This is a genomic window from Actinokineospora sp. PR83 (assembly GCF_021056305.1).
GTDB lineage: Bacteria > Actinomycetota > Actinomycetes > Mycobacteriales > Pseudonocardiaceae > Actinokineospora > Actinokineospora spheciospongiae.
In genome coordinates this window covers 23,122-37,889 of the sequence record NZ_JAJCXD010000043.1, presented here as the reverse complement: position 1 = coordinate 37,889, position 14,768 = coordinate 23,122, and the positions used below count along the sequence as shown (strand labels likewise).

General features: G+C 71.2%; 15 protein-coding genes. 8 read left to right on the top strand and 7 right to left on the bottom strand.

What is annotated here, in order from left to right; genetic code table 11:
- Position 1 precedes the first annotated feature (1 nt).
- A complete protein-coding gene (locus tag L6E12_RS16265; protein ID WP_236228763.1) occupies positions 2-832 on the bottom strand; it encodes a helix-turn-helix transcriptional regulator in 831 nt (276 codons plus the stop codon).
- A gap of 287 nt (positions 833-1,119) precedes the next feature.
- Positions 1,120-1,737 carry a TetR/AcrR family transcriptional regulator gene (locus L6E12_RS16260; protein ID WP_236228762.1) on the bottom strand — a complete coding sequence of 206 codons (618 nt, stop codon included), beginning with the start codon at positions 1,735-1,737 and terminating at the stop codon, positions 1,120-1,122.
- A gap of 92 nt (positions 1,738-1,829) precedes the next feature.
- Between L6E12_RS16260 and L6E12_RS16255 the strand changes: the two genes are divergently transcribed.
- Positions 1,830-2,783, top strand: a complete 954-nt coding sequence (locus L6E12_RS16255; protein ID WP_236228761.1) for a DAPG hydrolase family protein — start codon at positions 1,830-1,832, stop codon at positions 2,781-2,783.
- Positions 2,784-3,006: 223 nt separating this feature from the next.
- On the opposite strand, the gene L6E12_RS16250 is transcribed toward L6E12_RS16255, so the two are convergent.
- The 3 genes from L6E12_RS16250 to L6E12_RS35745 are packed head-to-tail and all read right to left on the bottom strand — an operon-like array spanning position 3,007 to position 5,302.
- The gene (locus L6E12_RS16250; protein WP_236228760.1) at positions 3,007-3,537 is read right to left on the bottom strand and encodes a hypothetical protein; all 531 of its coding nucleotides are present in this window, start codon (positions 3,535-3,537) and stop codon (positions 3,007-3,009) included.
- Positions 3,534-4,643, bottom strand: a complete 1,110-nt coding sequence (locus tag L6E12_RS16245; RefSeq protein WP_255683230.1) for an ImmA/IrrE family metallo-endopeptidase — start codon at positions 4,641-4,643, stop codon at positions 3,534-3,536. Before L6E12_RS16245 ends, L6E12_RS16250 begins: the two co-directional genes overlap by 4 nt.
- A 26-nt stretch (positions 4,644-4,669) precedes the next feature.
- A complete protein-coding gene (locus L6E12_RS35745) occupies positions 4,670-5,302 on the bottom strand; it encodes a thioesterase II family protein (protein WP_374201888.1) in 633 nt (210 codons plus the stop codon).
- On the opposite strand from L6E12_RS35745, the gene L6E12_RS16235 reads away from it, so the two are divergent.
- Positions 5,190-5,999, top strand: coding sequence for an MMPL family transporter (locus tag L6E12_RS16235; protein WP_236228757.1), 810 nt, complete (start codon positions 5,190-5,192; stop codon positions 5,997-5,999). The genes L6E12_RS35745 and L6E12_RS16235 overlap by 113 nt on opposite strands.
- Before the next feature lie 189 nt (positions 6,000-6,188).
- Here the strand turns inward: L6E12_RS16235 and L6E12_RS16230 are convergent, their stop codons facing one another.
- Both L6E12_RS16230 and L6E12_RS16225 read right to left on the bottom strand, forming a co-directional pair.
- On the bottom strand, positions 6,189-7,688 hold the full coding sequence (locus L6E12_RS16230; RefSeq protein ID WP_236228756.1) for a hypothetical protein: 1,500 nt from the start codon (positions 7,686-7,688) through the stop codon (positions 6,189-6,191).
- A gap of 197 nt (positions 7,689-7,885) precedes the next feature.
- Complete coding sequence (locus tag L6E12_RS16225) at positions 7,886-8,809, bottom strand: NmrA family NAD(P)-binding protein (protein ID WP_236228755.1); 924 nt, start codon at positions 8,807-8,809, stop codon at positions 7,886-7,888.
- Between the two features lie 95 nt (positions 8,810-8,904).
- Here L6E12_RS16225 and L6E12_RS16220 point away from each other — a divergent pair, with 95 nt between their 5' ends.
- The 6 genes from L6E12_RS16220 (at position 8,905) to L6E12_RS16195 (ending at position 14,756) form a co-directional block, all read left to right on the top strand.
- On the top strand, positions 8,905-9,471 hold the full coding sequence (locus L6E12_RS16220) for a TetR/AcrR family transcriptional regulator (RefSeq protein ID WP_236228754.1): 567 nt from the start codon (positions 8,905-8,907) through the stop codon (positions 9,469-9,471).
- Positions 9,472-9,740: 269 nt separating this feature from the next.
- Complete coding sequence (locus L6E12_RS16215; protein WP_236228753.1) at positions 9,741-10,520, top strand: SDR family NAD(P)-dependent oxidoreductase; 780 nt, start codon at positions 9,741-9,743, stop codon at positions 10,518-10,520.
- 451 nt (positions 10,521-10,971) lie between these two features.
- A complete protein-coding gene (locus tag L6E12_RS16210; protein WP_236228752.1) occupies positions 10,972-11,745 on the top strand; it encodes a HisA/HisF-related TIM barrel protein in 774 nt (257 codons plus the stop codon).
- On the top strand, positions 11,742-13,013 hold the full coding sequence (locus tag L6E12_RS34765) for an MFS transporter (protein ID WP_236228751.1): 1,272 nt from the start codon (positions 11,742-11,744) through the stop codon (positions 13,011-13,013). The genes L6E12_RS16210 and L6E12_RS34765 overlap by 4 nt, the downstream gene beginning before the upstream one ends.
- An 80-nt stretch (positions 13,014-13,093) precedes the next feature.
- Complete coding sequence (locus L6E12_RS16200; RefSeq protein WP_236228787.1) at positions 13,094-14,401, top strand: trehalose-6-phosphate synthase; 1,308 nt, start codon at positions 13,094-13,096, stop codon at positions 14,399-14,401.
- A gap of 199 nt (positions 14,402-14,600) precedes the next feature.
- Positions 14,601-14,756 (top strand): hypothetical protein, encoded by a 156-nt coding sequence (locus L6E12_RS16195; RefSeq protein WP_236228750.1) that lies wholly within the window; start codon positions 14,601-14,603, stop codon positions 14,754-14,756.
- Positions 14,757-14,768 lie beyond the last annotated feature (12 nt).

Sequence of the window (14,768 nt, the reverse complement as noted above, 5' to 3'; positions counted from 1 at the left end):
ATCACAACCTTTCTCGTAGTTGCTCGATCATACTGCGGCTTTCCGCAGTTGACAGGGCCATACGATCGAGCATCGAGCGCATGTTCTCATAGCTGTCCACCTCGTCATCGTGCAGATAAACACTGCTTCCGTTCAGTTCGACGTGGAGCACCGGAGGCGCGTCCGGGAAATGCAGTAGGAGCCATGGGTGCAGCAACAACTGGTGCGGCACGCGCCCGCGCACGATGCGGACAGCGTGGCCTCGGGTGGATGCCTGCGCCAAGTGGCCCAACTGCTCCCGGAAGGCGTCTACGCCGCCGAAGGACATGTGCAGTGCGCTCTCGTGGAGGAAGGCCACGTAGTCGACCGTGGGCAACACCTCCTGCCGACGCAAGCGGGCGAGCCAGCGCATCTCGACGTCCTGTGGTTCCGCGCGGTCATCGGTCATCAAGCCCGTGGCATACCGCTCGGTTTGCAGGAGTCCGGGGATGAAGCTCAATGACCAGTTCGTGATCGCGTTGGCCGAGGCTTCGTAGCTGGCCAGGGTGCCCACGTCCGGCAGCACCCCGGGCAGCGGTCGCGACCACCACCCGGCCTGCACGCCCGACCGGGCGCTCTCGATCAACTCCTCCCGCTGCGCCATGGGAACGCGGTAGGTGGTCAACACCATCGCCACGTCCTCACTGGTGATGTGCCGCTTCCCGTTCTCGGTGCGGCTCAGCGTCGCCGCCGACCACCCGATCGCCTGGGCGGCGGCCTCCAGGTTCAGCGAAGTCTGCTCCAACCGGACGGCCTTGAGCTGCGCGCCGATGGTGCGATCGCGCGCCTGCGGGTTCTTCCTCTGACCGGACACGTCTTCCTTTCCACCCCCGCAAGGACGAGTGTGCGCCGAAACGGGGGATCTACGGTGTGGGACGCATCCGACCGGGGGCGGTCGTGATCGAACACCTGACAACCGAACGCAGTTGCACCCTACGCAACACGTGCAGACTAGGAGAAACCACTACGGCACAACGGTTTGACGGACCAACCGAGTTCCGGTTTCACCCGATCGAGGGCTGAGACACTCGGCGAACTCGGGGGAAACCCTTACGGCGGCGGCAAATCCGTGCTCCGCGGCAAACGCGGGTCGTGCTGCGCTCAACCCGTCCGGTTCGGCGCGGTGCCGGGTCCGTCGCCGCTGAGCGCGAAGAGCACGCCCCGCAGGGTTCGCTCGACCGCGTCCTCCGGCAGTGGTTCCGCCACCGCCATCACCTGCCGGTGCAGGAGGCCGTCGAGCGTGCTGACCAAGGCGTCCGCGTCGCCCCCGGTGGCGGGGGCGCCGACGCGGCGCAGGGCCCGGCGGGCGAGGTCGACGAAGGCCGACCGCTGGGCGCGGAACTGCTCGGCGAGTTCGGGGGCGCGCTGGGCCTCGGCGAGCAGTTCGTAGCGCGCCACGACGCGGTGCCGGTGCGGCTCGGCGGTCATCAGGCGCACGAACGCGCCCAGGTCCTGCGCCACGCGTTCGGGGGTCGCGGGGTCGGCGGCGCGGCCCAGGGCGGCCTCGGCGACGTGGGCGTCCTGGGCGAACAGGGACTCGGCGGCGCAGGCCACCAGCGCCTGGCGGGTGCGCGCGTAGTAGGACACCGAACCCGGGGGCAGCGACGCCTCCGCGTCCACGGCGCGGTGGGTCAGCGCTCGGCCACCCCCGTGGGCGAGCACCCGCAGGGCGGCGTCCCCGATCGCCGCGCGCCGTTCGGCGTTGGGTTTTCCGGCCACCGCGTGATCCTAACGGCGCTTGACATCCCCCCGACGGCCGTCGAAGCTGATCGCGGAACAACTTACTACACCTGTAGAGGAATGGGGTCGGCATGGCGATCACCCGCCGGACTCTGCTGCGCACCGCCACGGCGGGGGCGCTGGTCGCGGGCACCGGGGTGGCCGTCAGCCCCGCCCAAGCCGCCACGGCCGCGCCGGGTTCCGGGCTGCCCTCGACCATCGACGTGGACGAACCCAGGTACCTCGGCTACAAGCCCGCCGACCGGGCGAAGCCCTACGCCAAGTACATGCGCCCCTCGACGCTGCCCGCGCAGCAGCACGTCGCCGACGCCTACTTCGGCGACCCCGTGCCCGCCGACCGCATCCCCGCCTTCGACCGGCTCGCCGACGACCTCAACCGCACCGGGTACTCACCGGTGGAAACCGGCTACGGCACCCTCGCCGACGGCCGCACCGTGTGGGCGGCGGCCCTGACCACCATGCCCGGCGTCACCGCCGCCATGTGGGACTGGTGGTTCGGCTGGCACTCCGCCGAGTCCGCCCGCTACCGGCTGTGGCACCCCGACGCCCACGCCTACGCGGCCCTGCTGCACGACACGACCACAGCGCCCGGCCTCACCGACCGCCAGCGCTACGTGGGCAACACCAGCTTCGTCGACGAGTTCATCGGCGGTCAGCTCGAACAACTGGCGATCACCTTCCTGGACCCGGCCGAAGCGGGCCTGCGCACCTCCGACACCACCACCGTCATCCACGGCCGGGTCGCCAGCGCCCAGCTCCCGGTCTCCCTCGGCTACCTGTCCCACCAGGTCCGCCCGGCACCGGGCGGCGCCGAGATGCGCTCGCGCTTCTACCTCAACCTCCCGGGCGTGAACCCGGTCGACCTCCGCGCCGCCCTCGCCGCCCACAACCGCGGGGAGGGCCCGGCCCTGGCGCAACCGCTGCCGTTCACCGCCGAGTTCGGCCGCAGCCTCATGGAGCACTGCGGCCGGGAGATGAACCACCTCGCCTCGTTCCTGCCCCAGCTCTACGCCGATCACCACTGACCAGCCCGAACCCCGCGCTCAACACCAGCGGGTGGGGGCAGGGTCGGCCGACCGGAGGTGGACGGCTGCATGGTGGCTGCTGAGAACAACGGTTGGCGTGGTGAGGACAGTGCGGTGAGGACAGTGAGGTGGCGAAGCGGGCTTTCGAGGGCGGTGGTGGAGTTGCGCGGGCTCAGGGCGGTGCCGGGTGAGCTGATGGTGATGTGCACCGGCGGTACCGACGTCATAGCAGTGTGTTCTGCCGCGCCCATGCGCAAAACCCGTCGGGCATCTTGGGGTAGCGCATGCCCGAGTCGATCAGCGATCGGACGAAGTTGTCGGCGGTGGTCTCTCCGCGCCCGCTGTCCCGGACAGCAGTGGCAATGACCCACAGGCTTCCGTGGACGAGGATGCCCGATGTTTTCGCGACTTTTCGCGCGTCCGCGTCGTCGATGATCGCAGTGGCACCATGGATCTCCGCCCAAGCGCAGACGCTGGTTTCCCCGAGGTTGAGACCAGTTTTCGTGTTGACACCGAGGAGTTGGGCCCACCGGACGAGAGCGGTCAGTTCGTCCAATTCGTCGAGTTGTACGATCTCCAGCCACGATAGGTCGGGCTCGATCCGGTTGCGCGCGAGTTCCTTGACCACCGGCCCGGTCACCACGTTTCGCCACTCTCGCCCGGGTGTCCCTCTGGCGTAATCCGCCAGAACGTCGAGGCGTTCGGCGAGTGCCGCGTGCATCAACGGAGAAGTGTCCCACACGAGCACGGTCACGGGATGACGTCCGCCTCGTTGCGCACAGGCAATTCGTCGATGCTCGTTGCGGCCCCGTGCAACAACTCCAGTGCGCGAGCGCCGGTGATGCTCGCCGAGGTGTAGGCGCTGAGGACCGCTTTCTTCCACTGGGAGGACGTCGCCCCCAACGGGAGGTCGGGCTGCGGTACCGCGCCCACGACTGCGAGGAAGTCGCCCCGGACCGGTTGCCGTGCGCGCAGCTTCTGTGCTTCACCCTCATCCACCAGTCCGAGCGCGGCGGCGGAGCGGACCACGACAGACCAGGAGACGCGGTAAGACGCGGCCAAGCGGACCGCAGCAGCCCACTGGTCGTCCGTGCCTGCCATCTCTTGACGGACATCTTCTCGGGGAAGAAGCAGTTCCTGGGCGAACGCGTTGATGGTCTGCTCTCGTTCATCCCTGCTGACCGCGAGGCCGGCGTCATTCGAGTACGGGTCTTGCAGGATGTGATGGCCGAGTTCGTGAGCTGCGGTGAACCTCCTGCGGCCGGGGTCGACCCGCCCCCCGATGACCGCCGCCCCCACACCCGGGTTGTTTTCCACCTGCATGCTCGCCCCGTCGGCATCGCGATCGACCACCAACAGGTGCAGACCCCAGTGAGCACAGAAGTCGATCAGGTTGTCCAGTGGACCGGTTTCACGTCCCACGCCTCGTCGGACCAGGCGTGCGTGTTGCCTCGCCCTGTCGTGGTCGAGTCGGCCCGGCAGGTCCCAATCCGCCACCCTGGGAGGAGGGAGGAATCCTCCTCCTGCTAACCAGGCCACGTCTCGGGCGTGCGAGTCCAGATCGACATCGAGTCGCCACACCTGGCGTGCCGCTTCGTCGGGCTCCTCGGGTTCGGGTCCTCGGCGCGAGACGACAACGGCAGGCGGGGTCATCACGAAGTACCCCAGTGGAACGCCGAACAGTTCGGCCAGCGCGCCCAATTCCAGCGCCGACACCTTCCGGGCACCGGACTCGATGCGCATCACAGCGGTGCGGTCGACGCCGAGCCGGGAGGCGACCTGGTCCTGGGACATCCCGCACTGCGTGCGCGCTGTCCGGACCCGGTTGCCGACCTGCGACCACCCGCTTTGCTGAGGCATGGAGCGATTTTTGCACATTCCGCAGCTCAAGGCCACTGAAGGGTGGCTGCTGCCGGGGGAACTCGGCTGTTCGTCCTGTGGGCGAGTCGGGTCGGACGCGTGCAGGTCAGCCGACGGAGACCTGGGTGTGGCGGCGGGTGGGGGTGAAGACCTGGTCGCGGAGGTCGGAGTCCTCCCCAGTGACCATGAAGTGGCCGCTGGGGAGGAAGGTGAGGCCGAACTCGGCGGCGGTGTGGTCGCTCCAGGCGGCCAGTTTCTCCATCGTCACCAGGGGGTCCTGGGTGGCGCCGAAGGCGTGCAGGGGGATCGGCAGGGGAGCGGCGGCGGAGGAACTCCGGGTGCATTCCGTCGATGTCGCACAGGCCCAGTTCGAGGCTGCGCTGGGTGAGGCGGTAGGCGATGAGGGCCCATGCTGTGTCCAAAAGGACGTGTGGACTCGCCAGGACGGGTTCCAGCTCCGGTAACAGCGACTCGACGAGGGTGTCGAGGTCGGTGTGGCGGGGTTCGGCGATGCGGCTCTCCCGCCCGGGTAGCTGCACCGGGTGGATGTCGAAGTCGTCGGGGGCGTTCTTGCGCCAGTCGCGGAACGTGGACGCCGTGCCGCCCGCGTGGTGGAAGCAGACCAGGGTGGGGCGCTGGCTGGGCCTGGGTCTGTCCATCGACTTCAGCCTGCTCATCGTCTCCCGCTTCCGCGAGGAACTCGCCCAGAGCCACTCGACGGCGGATGCCCTGCGCCGCACCGTGAACATCGCGGGCCGCACCGTCGCGTTCAGCTCCCCGACCGTCGCGGCGGCCCTGGCCACCCTGACGATCTTCCCCCGGTCCTACCTGCGCTCCACGGGCCTCGCGGGCGTCATGACCGTGGTGTCGGCGGCGGTGTTCGCGCTGCTGGTGCTGCCCGCCCTGGGCCACCGCGTCAACTCCCTGGCGCCGAAGCCCTGGCAGCGCGGCGCCGAGCGCGCGGACGAACAGGGCCGCTGGTACCGCGTCGCCACCGCCGTCATGCGCCGCGGCGGCCTGTTCACCGCCCTGTCGGTGCTGATCCTGCTCTTCGCCCTGGCGTTCGGCCTCTCCACCGACTACACCCCCTTCCTCCTCGGCCGGGTCGAGGAAGCCCGCGACAACGGTGTCGGTGACCGCGAGGCGGTGGCCCTGGGCATCGAGCGCACCGGCCGCATGGGCACCTCGGCGGCGGTCCTGTTCTGCATCGCCGTGGGCGCGCTGATGTTCTCCCGCATCACCCTGATCGCGGAACTGGGTTTCGGCGCCACCCTGGCGGTCCTGATCGACGCCACCATCGTCCGGGCGATGCTGGTCCCGTCCTTGATGGGCCTGCTGGGCGAGTTCGCCTGGTGATCCCCGAAGCCGCTGCGCGCCCTGCACAGCAAACTGGGCTTCGACAAGCTGGAGAAGCACGACGAACACGCCGCTGCGGCCCCCGAGTCCGACGTCACGCCGGAAGCGGAGTCCGACAAGAAGCTCGCGGGCGTGTAACCCCGATTGCGCAAAAAGAAGCCCGCCCGGCGACCACACCGGGCGGGCTTCTCATTTTCCGCCGGAACCGGCGACGAGCGTCCGGATCCTCCGCGCGCCCTTCCTGAGCACTTCGGCGTTCCCACTTCCCTGCTCCCCGTTCTCGACGATGCAGGCGATGGCATCGAGCAGTGCCGCGGTGACCGCGCAGGAGGCGGGGCTGTGGTCGACCTGTTCCAGGAGCGATTGGCGGGCGTGCAGGAGGAAGAGGGAGGCGTACGCCTCGTTGTCCGTCAGCTCGGCGTGGACGAGGTGTTCGGCGTGCCGGGTGAGCAGCCGGGCGACCGACAGCCCGTAGCCGGAGTGGTGGGACGCCACATCCGGCTGCGCCCGGGTGACGTCGCGGATGACAGGGTGCAGGGCGACGCAGGTGGGCAGCTTGCCGCCGCCGACCGAGCCCAGCAGGCCCGCTCCCCGCAGCCGCGCCAGCGTGGTCGCCATCGTGCGCGCGGTCAGTCCGTGGAACACCGGCTCGGCGGCCAGCACCTGTGCGTCGAGCACGTCGTGCGGGATGGGTGCCGGGGAGAAGAAGGAGAGCAGGCGCAGGATCGGGCGGGCGTACTCGTGCCCCTGATCGGCCAGCAGTTCCAGGGAGATCTCCCAGGCGCTGCTCAGCTGGGCGCGCGGCCCCGCCGACCTGTCCACCTGGTCGGTGAGTTCCACCGACCGGTCGCGCCACGCCGCCTCGTACTCGCCGAAGGTGCGGGGGACGTCGAGCCCGGGCACCAGGGGGATGGTCCGCGCGTTGCGGAGGTACCTGCCCGCCAGCCACAACGCCAGGGGGAGGTTGCCCAGGCAGCGGGAGAGCGAGCCCGCGGCCAGGTCGTCACCCGCGGTCGGGCACAGCCCCTTGAGCATCGCTGCCCCGTCGGGCTCCGGCAGTTGGTGCAGCCGGTGCCGGGCGGCGCTTTCCGGCCACGGCTCGGGGCGGCCGTCGCGGGTCGTGATGAGCAGGGTGCAGCCCGGCGGGGGTGTGCGCAGCCAGCCTCGACCGTCGATGAGGCCGTCGGGGCCGGTGAGCACGGAGAGGTCGTCGGTGTTGTCGAGGACGAGGAGCCAGGATGGGCTCGCCGTGCTCAAGGCGGCCCAGAGGACCGCGGGCGCCGATGCCCGCCCGTCCCAGGCCTCCCGCACCCGCCGGGGTTCGGCGCCCGCCGCCAGCGCCACCTCGCGCAGTCCCTCCAGCAGGCTCGATGAGGTCGAGGCGTCGACCCACCGGACGGAGAAGGCATCGCGCACCGCACGGCACACGGACAGGGCGACGGTGGTCTTGCCGTACCCGCCACCCGCGTGCAGCACAATCACTGATGGTTGCGCGGATCGGACTTCCGCCACCAGGTCCGCCACGATGCCGTCGCGGCCGTGCACCTGCCCGGCCAGCCGGGCCCAGGGGGCCTCGGCCGATCCGAAGCCCGGGCCACGGGCAGCGCCGCCGAAGCTGATGGTCCCCGCGTGGACCGAGTGCGCTTGGAGCACGCCGCCGCTGTCGCCCGTGACGTTGTTGCTGTCCACGGGGCCAGTGTCCCCGAAGCCGGGCGGCTCGAACCGCGGGAAACAGGCACTACGCCCGAATGCCTCCGGAACCACCCCGGGCAAGCACGGTGGACCCGCCGCTGTCGTCCCCGGGGCCGACGTCAAGTCGTAAGCGGAGTCCGACAATAAGCTCGCGAACGTGCAACCCCGACCCCGCAACGCAGAGACCGCCCGGGTCAGGCCGTGGTCCGCAGGTGTTCCCGCGCCCACTGCTCGAAGCTGGTGAGGGGGATGCCGAATTCCCTGGCGTACTCCGGGCGAGCGGGCTGGCCGACCGCGTTCAGCCACTCGTGCGCTGCTCCCATCGGGGGCATCCCGGCGGCGAGGGCTTCCTCCACGGTCATGTCCGGCGGTGTCAGTTCGACGCCCAGGGCGCGGGAGAGGACGTCGGCGATCTGCGCCATCGACAGGCGGTCGCTCGCCAGTTCCAGTTCGACGCGGTCGAACCGCTCCGGTGCGGTGAGGGCCGCGGCGGCTGCCGCGCCGATGTCGGCCGCCGCCACCAGGGACAACCGGGTTTCGGGCTTGACGACGCTGACCAGGCCGCCCTCGATGCCGCGCGGGAACAGGAAAGCCGTGGCGGGCAGGAAGTTCTCCATGAAGAAGCCCGGCTTGAGCAGGGTCCAGCGCGGGAAGCCCGCCGCGCGGAGCCGGTCCTGGATCGCGCTCTTGGCTCCCAGGGTGGGTTCCATCGCCGCCCAGCGGCCCTCGGCCCAGCCGGGGGCCGCGGTGTGGTGCCCGGCGCCGGTGACCGACGTGTGCACGAACTGCGGGACGCCCGCGGCCTTCGCGGCCTCGATGAGGTTCACGCCCTGGGTCACCTCCCCGGCGAAGTCGAAGCCGTCCTCGGTCAGGGCGGGCATCTGCACGGAGAACACGGCGCGGGCACCGCGGGCGGCCCGTTCCACGGAGTCGCGGTCGTGCAGGTCGCCGGGGACCAGTTCGGCGCCGAGGGCCGCCACGGCCCCGGCTCGTGCGGAGGTCGGGTCGCGCACCAGGGCGCGGACGGGGACGCCCGCCGCGAGCAGGGAGCGGGCGGTGGCGCCGCCCTGCCTGCCGGTGGCGCCGGTGACCAGGACGGGGGCGGGGTCGGTGGGCATGGGGCTCCTCGCGGAAGGCAAACGGCGGGGCCCGCCGTTTTGCTCCCGGTACGATACGGCGGGCCCCGCCATTTTGTCGAGCCGGAGGTGACGACATGCCCGAGTCCCGGCGCGCGGACGCCCGGCGCAACCACGCGCGCGTCCTCGCCGTGGCCGAGGCGGAGGTCGCCGCGCACGGCGCCACCGCCTCCCTGGAGCAGATCGCCCGCATCGCCGGGGTCGGCTCGGCCACCGTGCGCAGGCACTTCCCCACCCGCCGCGCCCTGCTGGAGGCGGTGTCCCGCACGCGGATCGAGGCCCTCAGCGCCCGCGCGCGCGACCTGATCGGGGAGGGCGACAGCCGGGCGGCGCTGCTGGCCTGGCTGGACGACGTGGTCGCCTACTGTGTCACCGCCCGGGGACTGGCGGCCGCGCTGACCTACGACGGGTCCACACCCGACCCGGTGCACCAGAACTCCTGCTCGACGGCCCTGGAGGTCGCGGGGGCCCCGCTGCTGGAGCGCGCCGCGCGCGACGGCGCGGTGCAACCGGGGGTCACCGTCGCCGACCTGATCACCCTCGCCGTCGGCATCGTCCTGGCCACCGAGCACCACCCCGACCCGGCCGCGCGGGCCGACCGGCTGCTCCGGCTGGCCGTGGCGGGGTTGAGCCCGCAGAGCTGAGGGGAAAACGAAGAGGACCGCCGAAGCCCTGGGCATGGGTGGAACGAGAAGCAAGCCAGGTTCGCATGTGTACAGTCCAGGTGGCCAAACACGCTCACAGTGGCGCGTGTCACGTCCCAAGTGGATTATTCTGTGAACCATCTGGAGATTTCTCCCCCTACCCGCCGGGGTGGGGTTCGGCAGGCACCCCTGCGGAGAGAGGGGTCCTCGGTCAGGATGGGTGCGCGGGCCGCGCACCGGGTGCGGCCCCCGACCCACGGGAGCGCGCGGTGCGGCTCGACCTCAGCGGCAAGACGGCCCTGGTGACCGGATCCACCCAGGGCATCGGCGAGGCCATCGCCGCGGGCCTGGCCGAGGCGGGGGCGAGAGTCGCCGTCAACGGCCGCTCCGCGGACAAGGTGCGGGCCACCATCGACCGCCTCGACGGCACCTTCCTCCCCGCCCCCGGCGACCTCACCACCGCCGAGGGCACCGCCGAGGTCGTCGACGCGCTCCCCGCGGTCGACATCCTGGTCAACAACCTCGGCATCTTCGGCGCCCAGGACCCCCTGTCCATCACCGACGACGACTGGCGCCGCTACTTCGAGGTCAACGTCCTCAGCGCCGTCCGCCTCACCCGCGCCTACCTCCCCGGCATGATCGCCGCGGGCTGGGGCCGCGTGCAGTACATCGCCAGCGACTCCGCTGTCGCCGTCCCCGCCGAGATGATCCACTACGGCATGAGCAAGACCGCCCTGCTCTCGGTCTCCCGCGGCTTCGCCAAGGCTGCCAAGGCCACCGGCGTCACGATCAACTCGGTCATCGCGGGCCCCACCCACACCGGCGGTGTCGAGGACTTCGTCTACAGCCTGGTCGACAAGGACCTTCCCTGGGAGGAGGCCCAGCGCGAGTTCATGCGCCTGCACCGCCCCCAGTCCCTCCTCGGCAGGCTCATCGAACCCGAGGAGATCGCCAACATGGTCGTCTACCTCGCCAGCCCCCACGCCTCCGCCACCACCGGCGGCGCCCTCCGCGTCGACGGCGGCTACGTCGACTCCATCCTCCCCTGACCGGCGGTGACGACCCGGGAAGTGAACCCCGCTTCGGGCCATCGGGAAATCCGTGCTTCCCTCGGCGGGAACCGTTCCGCGGGCGTGGTGGAACGCCACGGAAAAGCCCGTGGTGCGGTTGCGGGGCGGGCGGTGTCGGGGAATCCGGCAAGCTGTTGTGGTTGAACCGTCCACCATTGTGGCGCCACTGGCGCTGAGCTGGCGCTTCCCGCATGGTGGGCGGGGTTTTCGGGGCGGGTTGCGGGCCCTACTCTCGGCTCTGACGGCCATGGTGATGGGGCCGGGGGTTTCGCTTGCGCGTTTTCTTGGACATTCTCTGACGAAGAATTGACCTTTTCCGTATTGCGTCGCCCTGTTCGGTTCGACCAGGCTGGTTCAAGGAAATCGCCGGTGTTCGGGGCGTGCCTGCTCCTGAACCCGTCGACCGGTCTTTGCCGAAAAGGGGAACAGCATGACATTGGTCGAAGAGGGTCGGGTCGAGCACCTCGCGGAACCGTGGCTCACCATCGGGGGGCACTCCTTCCGGTCCCGGCTGATCGTGGGGATCGAGCAGTACGACTCCGTCGACGTGGTGCGGGACGTGCTGGCGGCGACCGGGGCGGACGTGTTCATCACCACCGTCGACCCGGACAGCAGGCGGTCCAGCCTGCTGCTGTCCGACCTGGACGACGCGATCTCGCTGGACGAGTTCATCTGGGTCGGCACCACCTCGTTCTCCCGGTCGCGGGAGAGCGCCGTCCGCACCGCGCACATCCTGCGCGACACCATGGGCATCACCATCCTCAAGCTCGACGTGCGCGGCGCGGACAACCTGCCCGACAACCGGGGCACCGTCGAGGCCGCGCGCCAGTTGCGGGCCGAGGGCATGGAACTGCTGCCGTTCATCCTCCCGGACCTGGAGACCGCCCGAGCGCTGCAGGCCGAGGGCTGTGCCGCGCTGCGCGTCATGGCCTCGCCGGTCGCGTCCGGTCGCGGCATCGACGACCTGCGCGCGGTGAAGGAGATCATCGACGGGGTCGGCATCCCGGTCGTGGTCGAGGGCGGACTCGGCACCGCCAAGCACGTCGCGGTCGCGATGGAACTCGGCGCGGACGCCACGCTGATCAACACCGCCCTGATCCGCGCGCGCGACCCGCTCAAGATGGCGGTCGCCATGCGGCACGCAGTCGCGGCCGGGCGCCTGGCCTACGAGTCGGGTCCGATGGCGGAAACGCCTGCGGCGTGAGCACGCCCACCGCCAGTCCTCCGGCGTTCGACCGTCCTGCCCACAGCGGCGCGCTCGGCCCGCTGGTCCTCGGCGCGGCCATCGGGAGCACCGGGCTCGCCGCGGGCGGCACCGCGGGCGCCCTGCTGATCGTCGACCTCACCGGCAGCGCCGCGCTCGCCGGGGTGCCGACCGCCCTGCACCTGGGTGGGTCGGCCGTCGGGGCGCTGCTCGTCTCCTGGGAGGCCGCCCGCGGCCACCGCGGCCGCGGGCTCGCCCTCGGCTTCGGGGTCGGGGCGCTGGGCGCCGCGCTGGTCGTCGTCGCTGCCGCCCTCGGCAGCCTGGCGCTGGTCCTGCTCGGCAGCATGCTGCTGGGCACGGCGAACTCGTCGATCTTCCTGACCCGCTACGCCGCCGCCGTGGGCACCACACCAGGCGGCCGGGGCAAGGCGCTGGGCCGGATCTTCCTGGCCACCGCGGTCGGGGCGGTCATCAGCCCGCTACTGCTGGGGCCCAGCGGGCGGTGGGCGCGGTCGCTCGGCCTGCCGCCGCCTGTCGGGCTGTACCTGGTGGCCCTGCTCGCCTTCGCCGCCTCGGCCCTGCTCTACCTGGCCGCGTCGAACCCCAGGGTGCCGGTGCTGGGGCGGGCGGCCGTCGTGCTGGGGCCGTCGCGGGTCGAGGCCGAGCGGGCGCCGCGGGCCACCGGGCTGCTGCGCGACCGGGGCACCCGGACCGCGCTGCTCGCGCTGGCCCTGACGAACCTGGTGATGGTGGGAGTCATGACCATCGCGCCGATCCACCTGGTCGCGCACGGCGCGGGTGAGGACATGGTCGGCGGGCTGATCGCGCTGCACGTGCTCGCGATGTTCGCCGTCGGTCCGATCAGCGGGGCGGCGTCCGACCGCTTCGGCCCGAACCGGGTGGTGGCCGCGGGCGCGCTGCTGCTGGCGGTCGCCGGTGCCGTGGGCCTCCTCGTCAACGGGCACGGCGTGTTGGCCATGGTGGTGCACCTGGTGGTTCTCGGCGTCGGCTGGAACTGCGGTGTCGTCGGTGCCAGCGCGCTGCTGGTGGCCGCCGTGCCCGGACCGCTGAGGCCCAAGGCCGAGGGCATCGGCGAGGTCACCATGGGCTTGGGCGCCGCGGCCGCGGCGCCCGCCGCCGGGGTCGCCGCCGACCTGGGCGGCTACTCGGTGCTGGCCGCCGGGGTCTGCGCCGTCGCCGTGCTGGGCGGTGCTGCTCTGCTCACCCGCGGCAGCAACTCGCGACGACACCCGGGAGCGACCGGATGAGGATCCTCACCTGTAGCAACAGTTGTCCGAAGTGGACTGACAACGGGCTGGTGCCGCGGTCGCCGGGCGGCTTGGTGCCGATGCTGATCGACCTGCTGGACACGCACGGCGGTGACTGGATCTTCACCGCCCCGATCGGGACGCCCGGCACCGGCCCGGTGTCTGTGGGTGCGGGCGTGCGCCTGCACCCGGTCGACCTCGACGAGCGGCTGCGCTCCCAGCACTACGACACCATCTCCATCAACCTGATCCTGGGCATGTTGCACTACCTGCACGACACGGCCACGCAGCCGGTGTTCGACCAGGCCATGGTCGAGGCGTGGGTGGGCTACGAGACGGTGAACCGGATCTACGCCAAGCGGCTCGCCGAACTGGTCGAGGACGTGGACGACGAGCTGATCCTGATCAACGACCCGCACCTGATGCTGGTGCCCGAGCACTTGGCCGAGGCCCGGCCGCGCACCAGCGGCAAGCTGGCGTACTTCCTCGGCACCCCCTGGTGCGAGCCGGACTACTTCGGACTGATGCCCGAGTGGACCCGGGTGCGGCTGCTGGAGAGCCTGCTGCACTGCGACGTCGTGGGGTTCCACTCGGGACGGTGGGTGGACGCCTTCCTCGCCTGCTGCGCGCGGAACCTGCCCGATGCGCGGATCAGCGGCCGGGTCGTCCGGTACCGGGGGCGCACCACCACGTTGGTGTCGGTGCCGTTCCCGCTCGACGTCGACGTGCTGGAGCAGATGCGGGGCGAGGAGGCCACCCTGCGCTGGGCGGGCAGGCTCGCCGAGTTGGCGGGCGGCCGCCGCACCGTGGTCCGCGCCGACCGGTTGGACCTGTGGAAGAACCTGCCGCGCGGGTTCCTCGCCTACGAAGCGCTGCTGGAGCGCGACCCGGCACTGGCCGAGGAGTGCCTGTTCGTCTCCGTCGTCACCACGCCGAGCCGGGCCGCACCGCGCCACCAGGCATACCAGGACGCCACCGAGGCGATCGTGGACCGGGTGAACCGGCGTTTCGGCGCTCCCGGCCGCGACGCCATCGCCCTGGTGCGCCCGGGGAGCGGCGGCGATTCGCGCAACGCCGTGGTCGCCGCGCTGTGCTCGGCGAGCGCCGCGATCGTGAACTCCACCTACGACGGGCTCAACCTCTTCGCCAAGGAGGCGGCGTACCTGCTCGCCGAGGACAGCCCGCTGCTGGTGTCGGCCAACGCGGGTGTGCACGAGCAGCTCGCCGGGCTGGCCACGACGGTCGACCCGTTCGACATCGACCAGACCAGCAGGCTGCTGGAGGCGGCGTTGCGCGGCACCGGCCGGGCGGCGGGCCGGGCCGAGCGGCACGCGCTGCTGCGCGCGGAGAGCACGACGGGCTGGCTGGCGGGGGTCTTCGGCAGTTAGGCACCTGCGGTGTGGTCGACGGCGGTGGTGGTGTGAAAACGCCGCCACCGCCGTTGTCGTGGCCGCTGGGAATGCTCCGAACAGTGGGTTTCCCGGATCTGACACAAGTGCGCAATTGTGAACTGGCCTGCCTTGGCTTCACCCGGAAAAGCGAATAGGACAGTAGCTCCCGTCTCGCAGCTCGCTCCCGCACGAGTGCTTGGCCGCCCTGGACATGCCGGGTGTGCGCGGGGACCGGCGGGCAGCGCTGCGTCCTCGCCGCCCCGCGATGGCGCTGAACACGATGGTGGCGCAATTGCTGTGGTGGGCCGACGCCCTGCGCGTCGCCCGCGCCACCGAGCCCCGCGCCGCCTGACTGGCGGGGAGA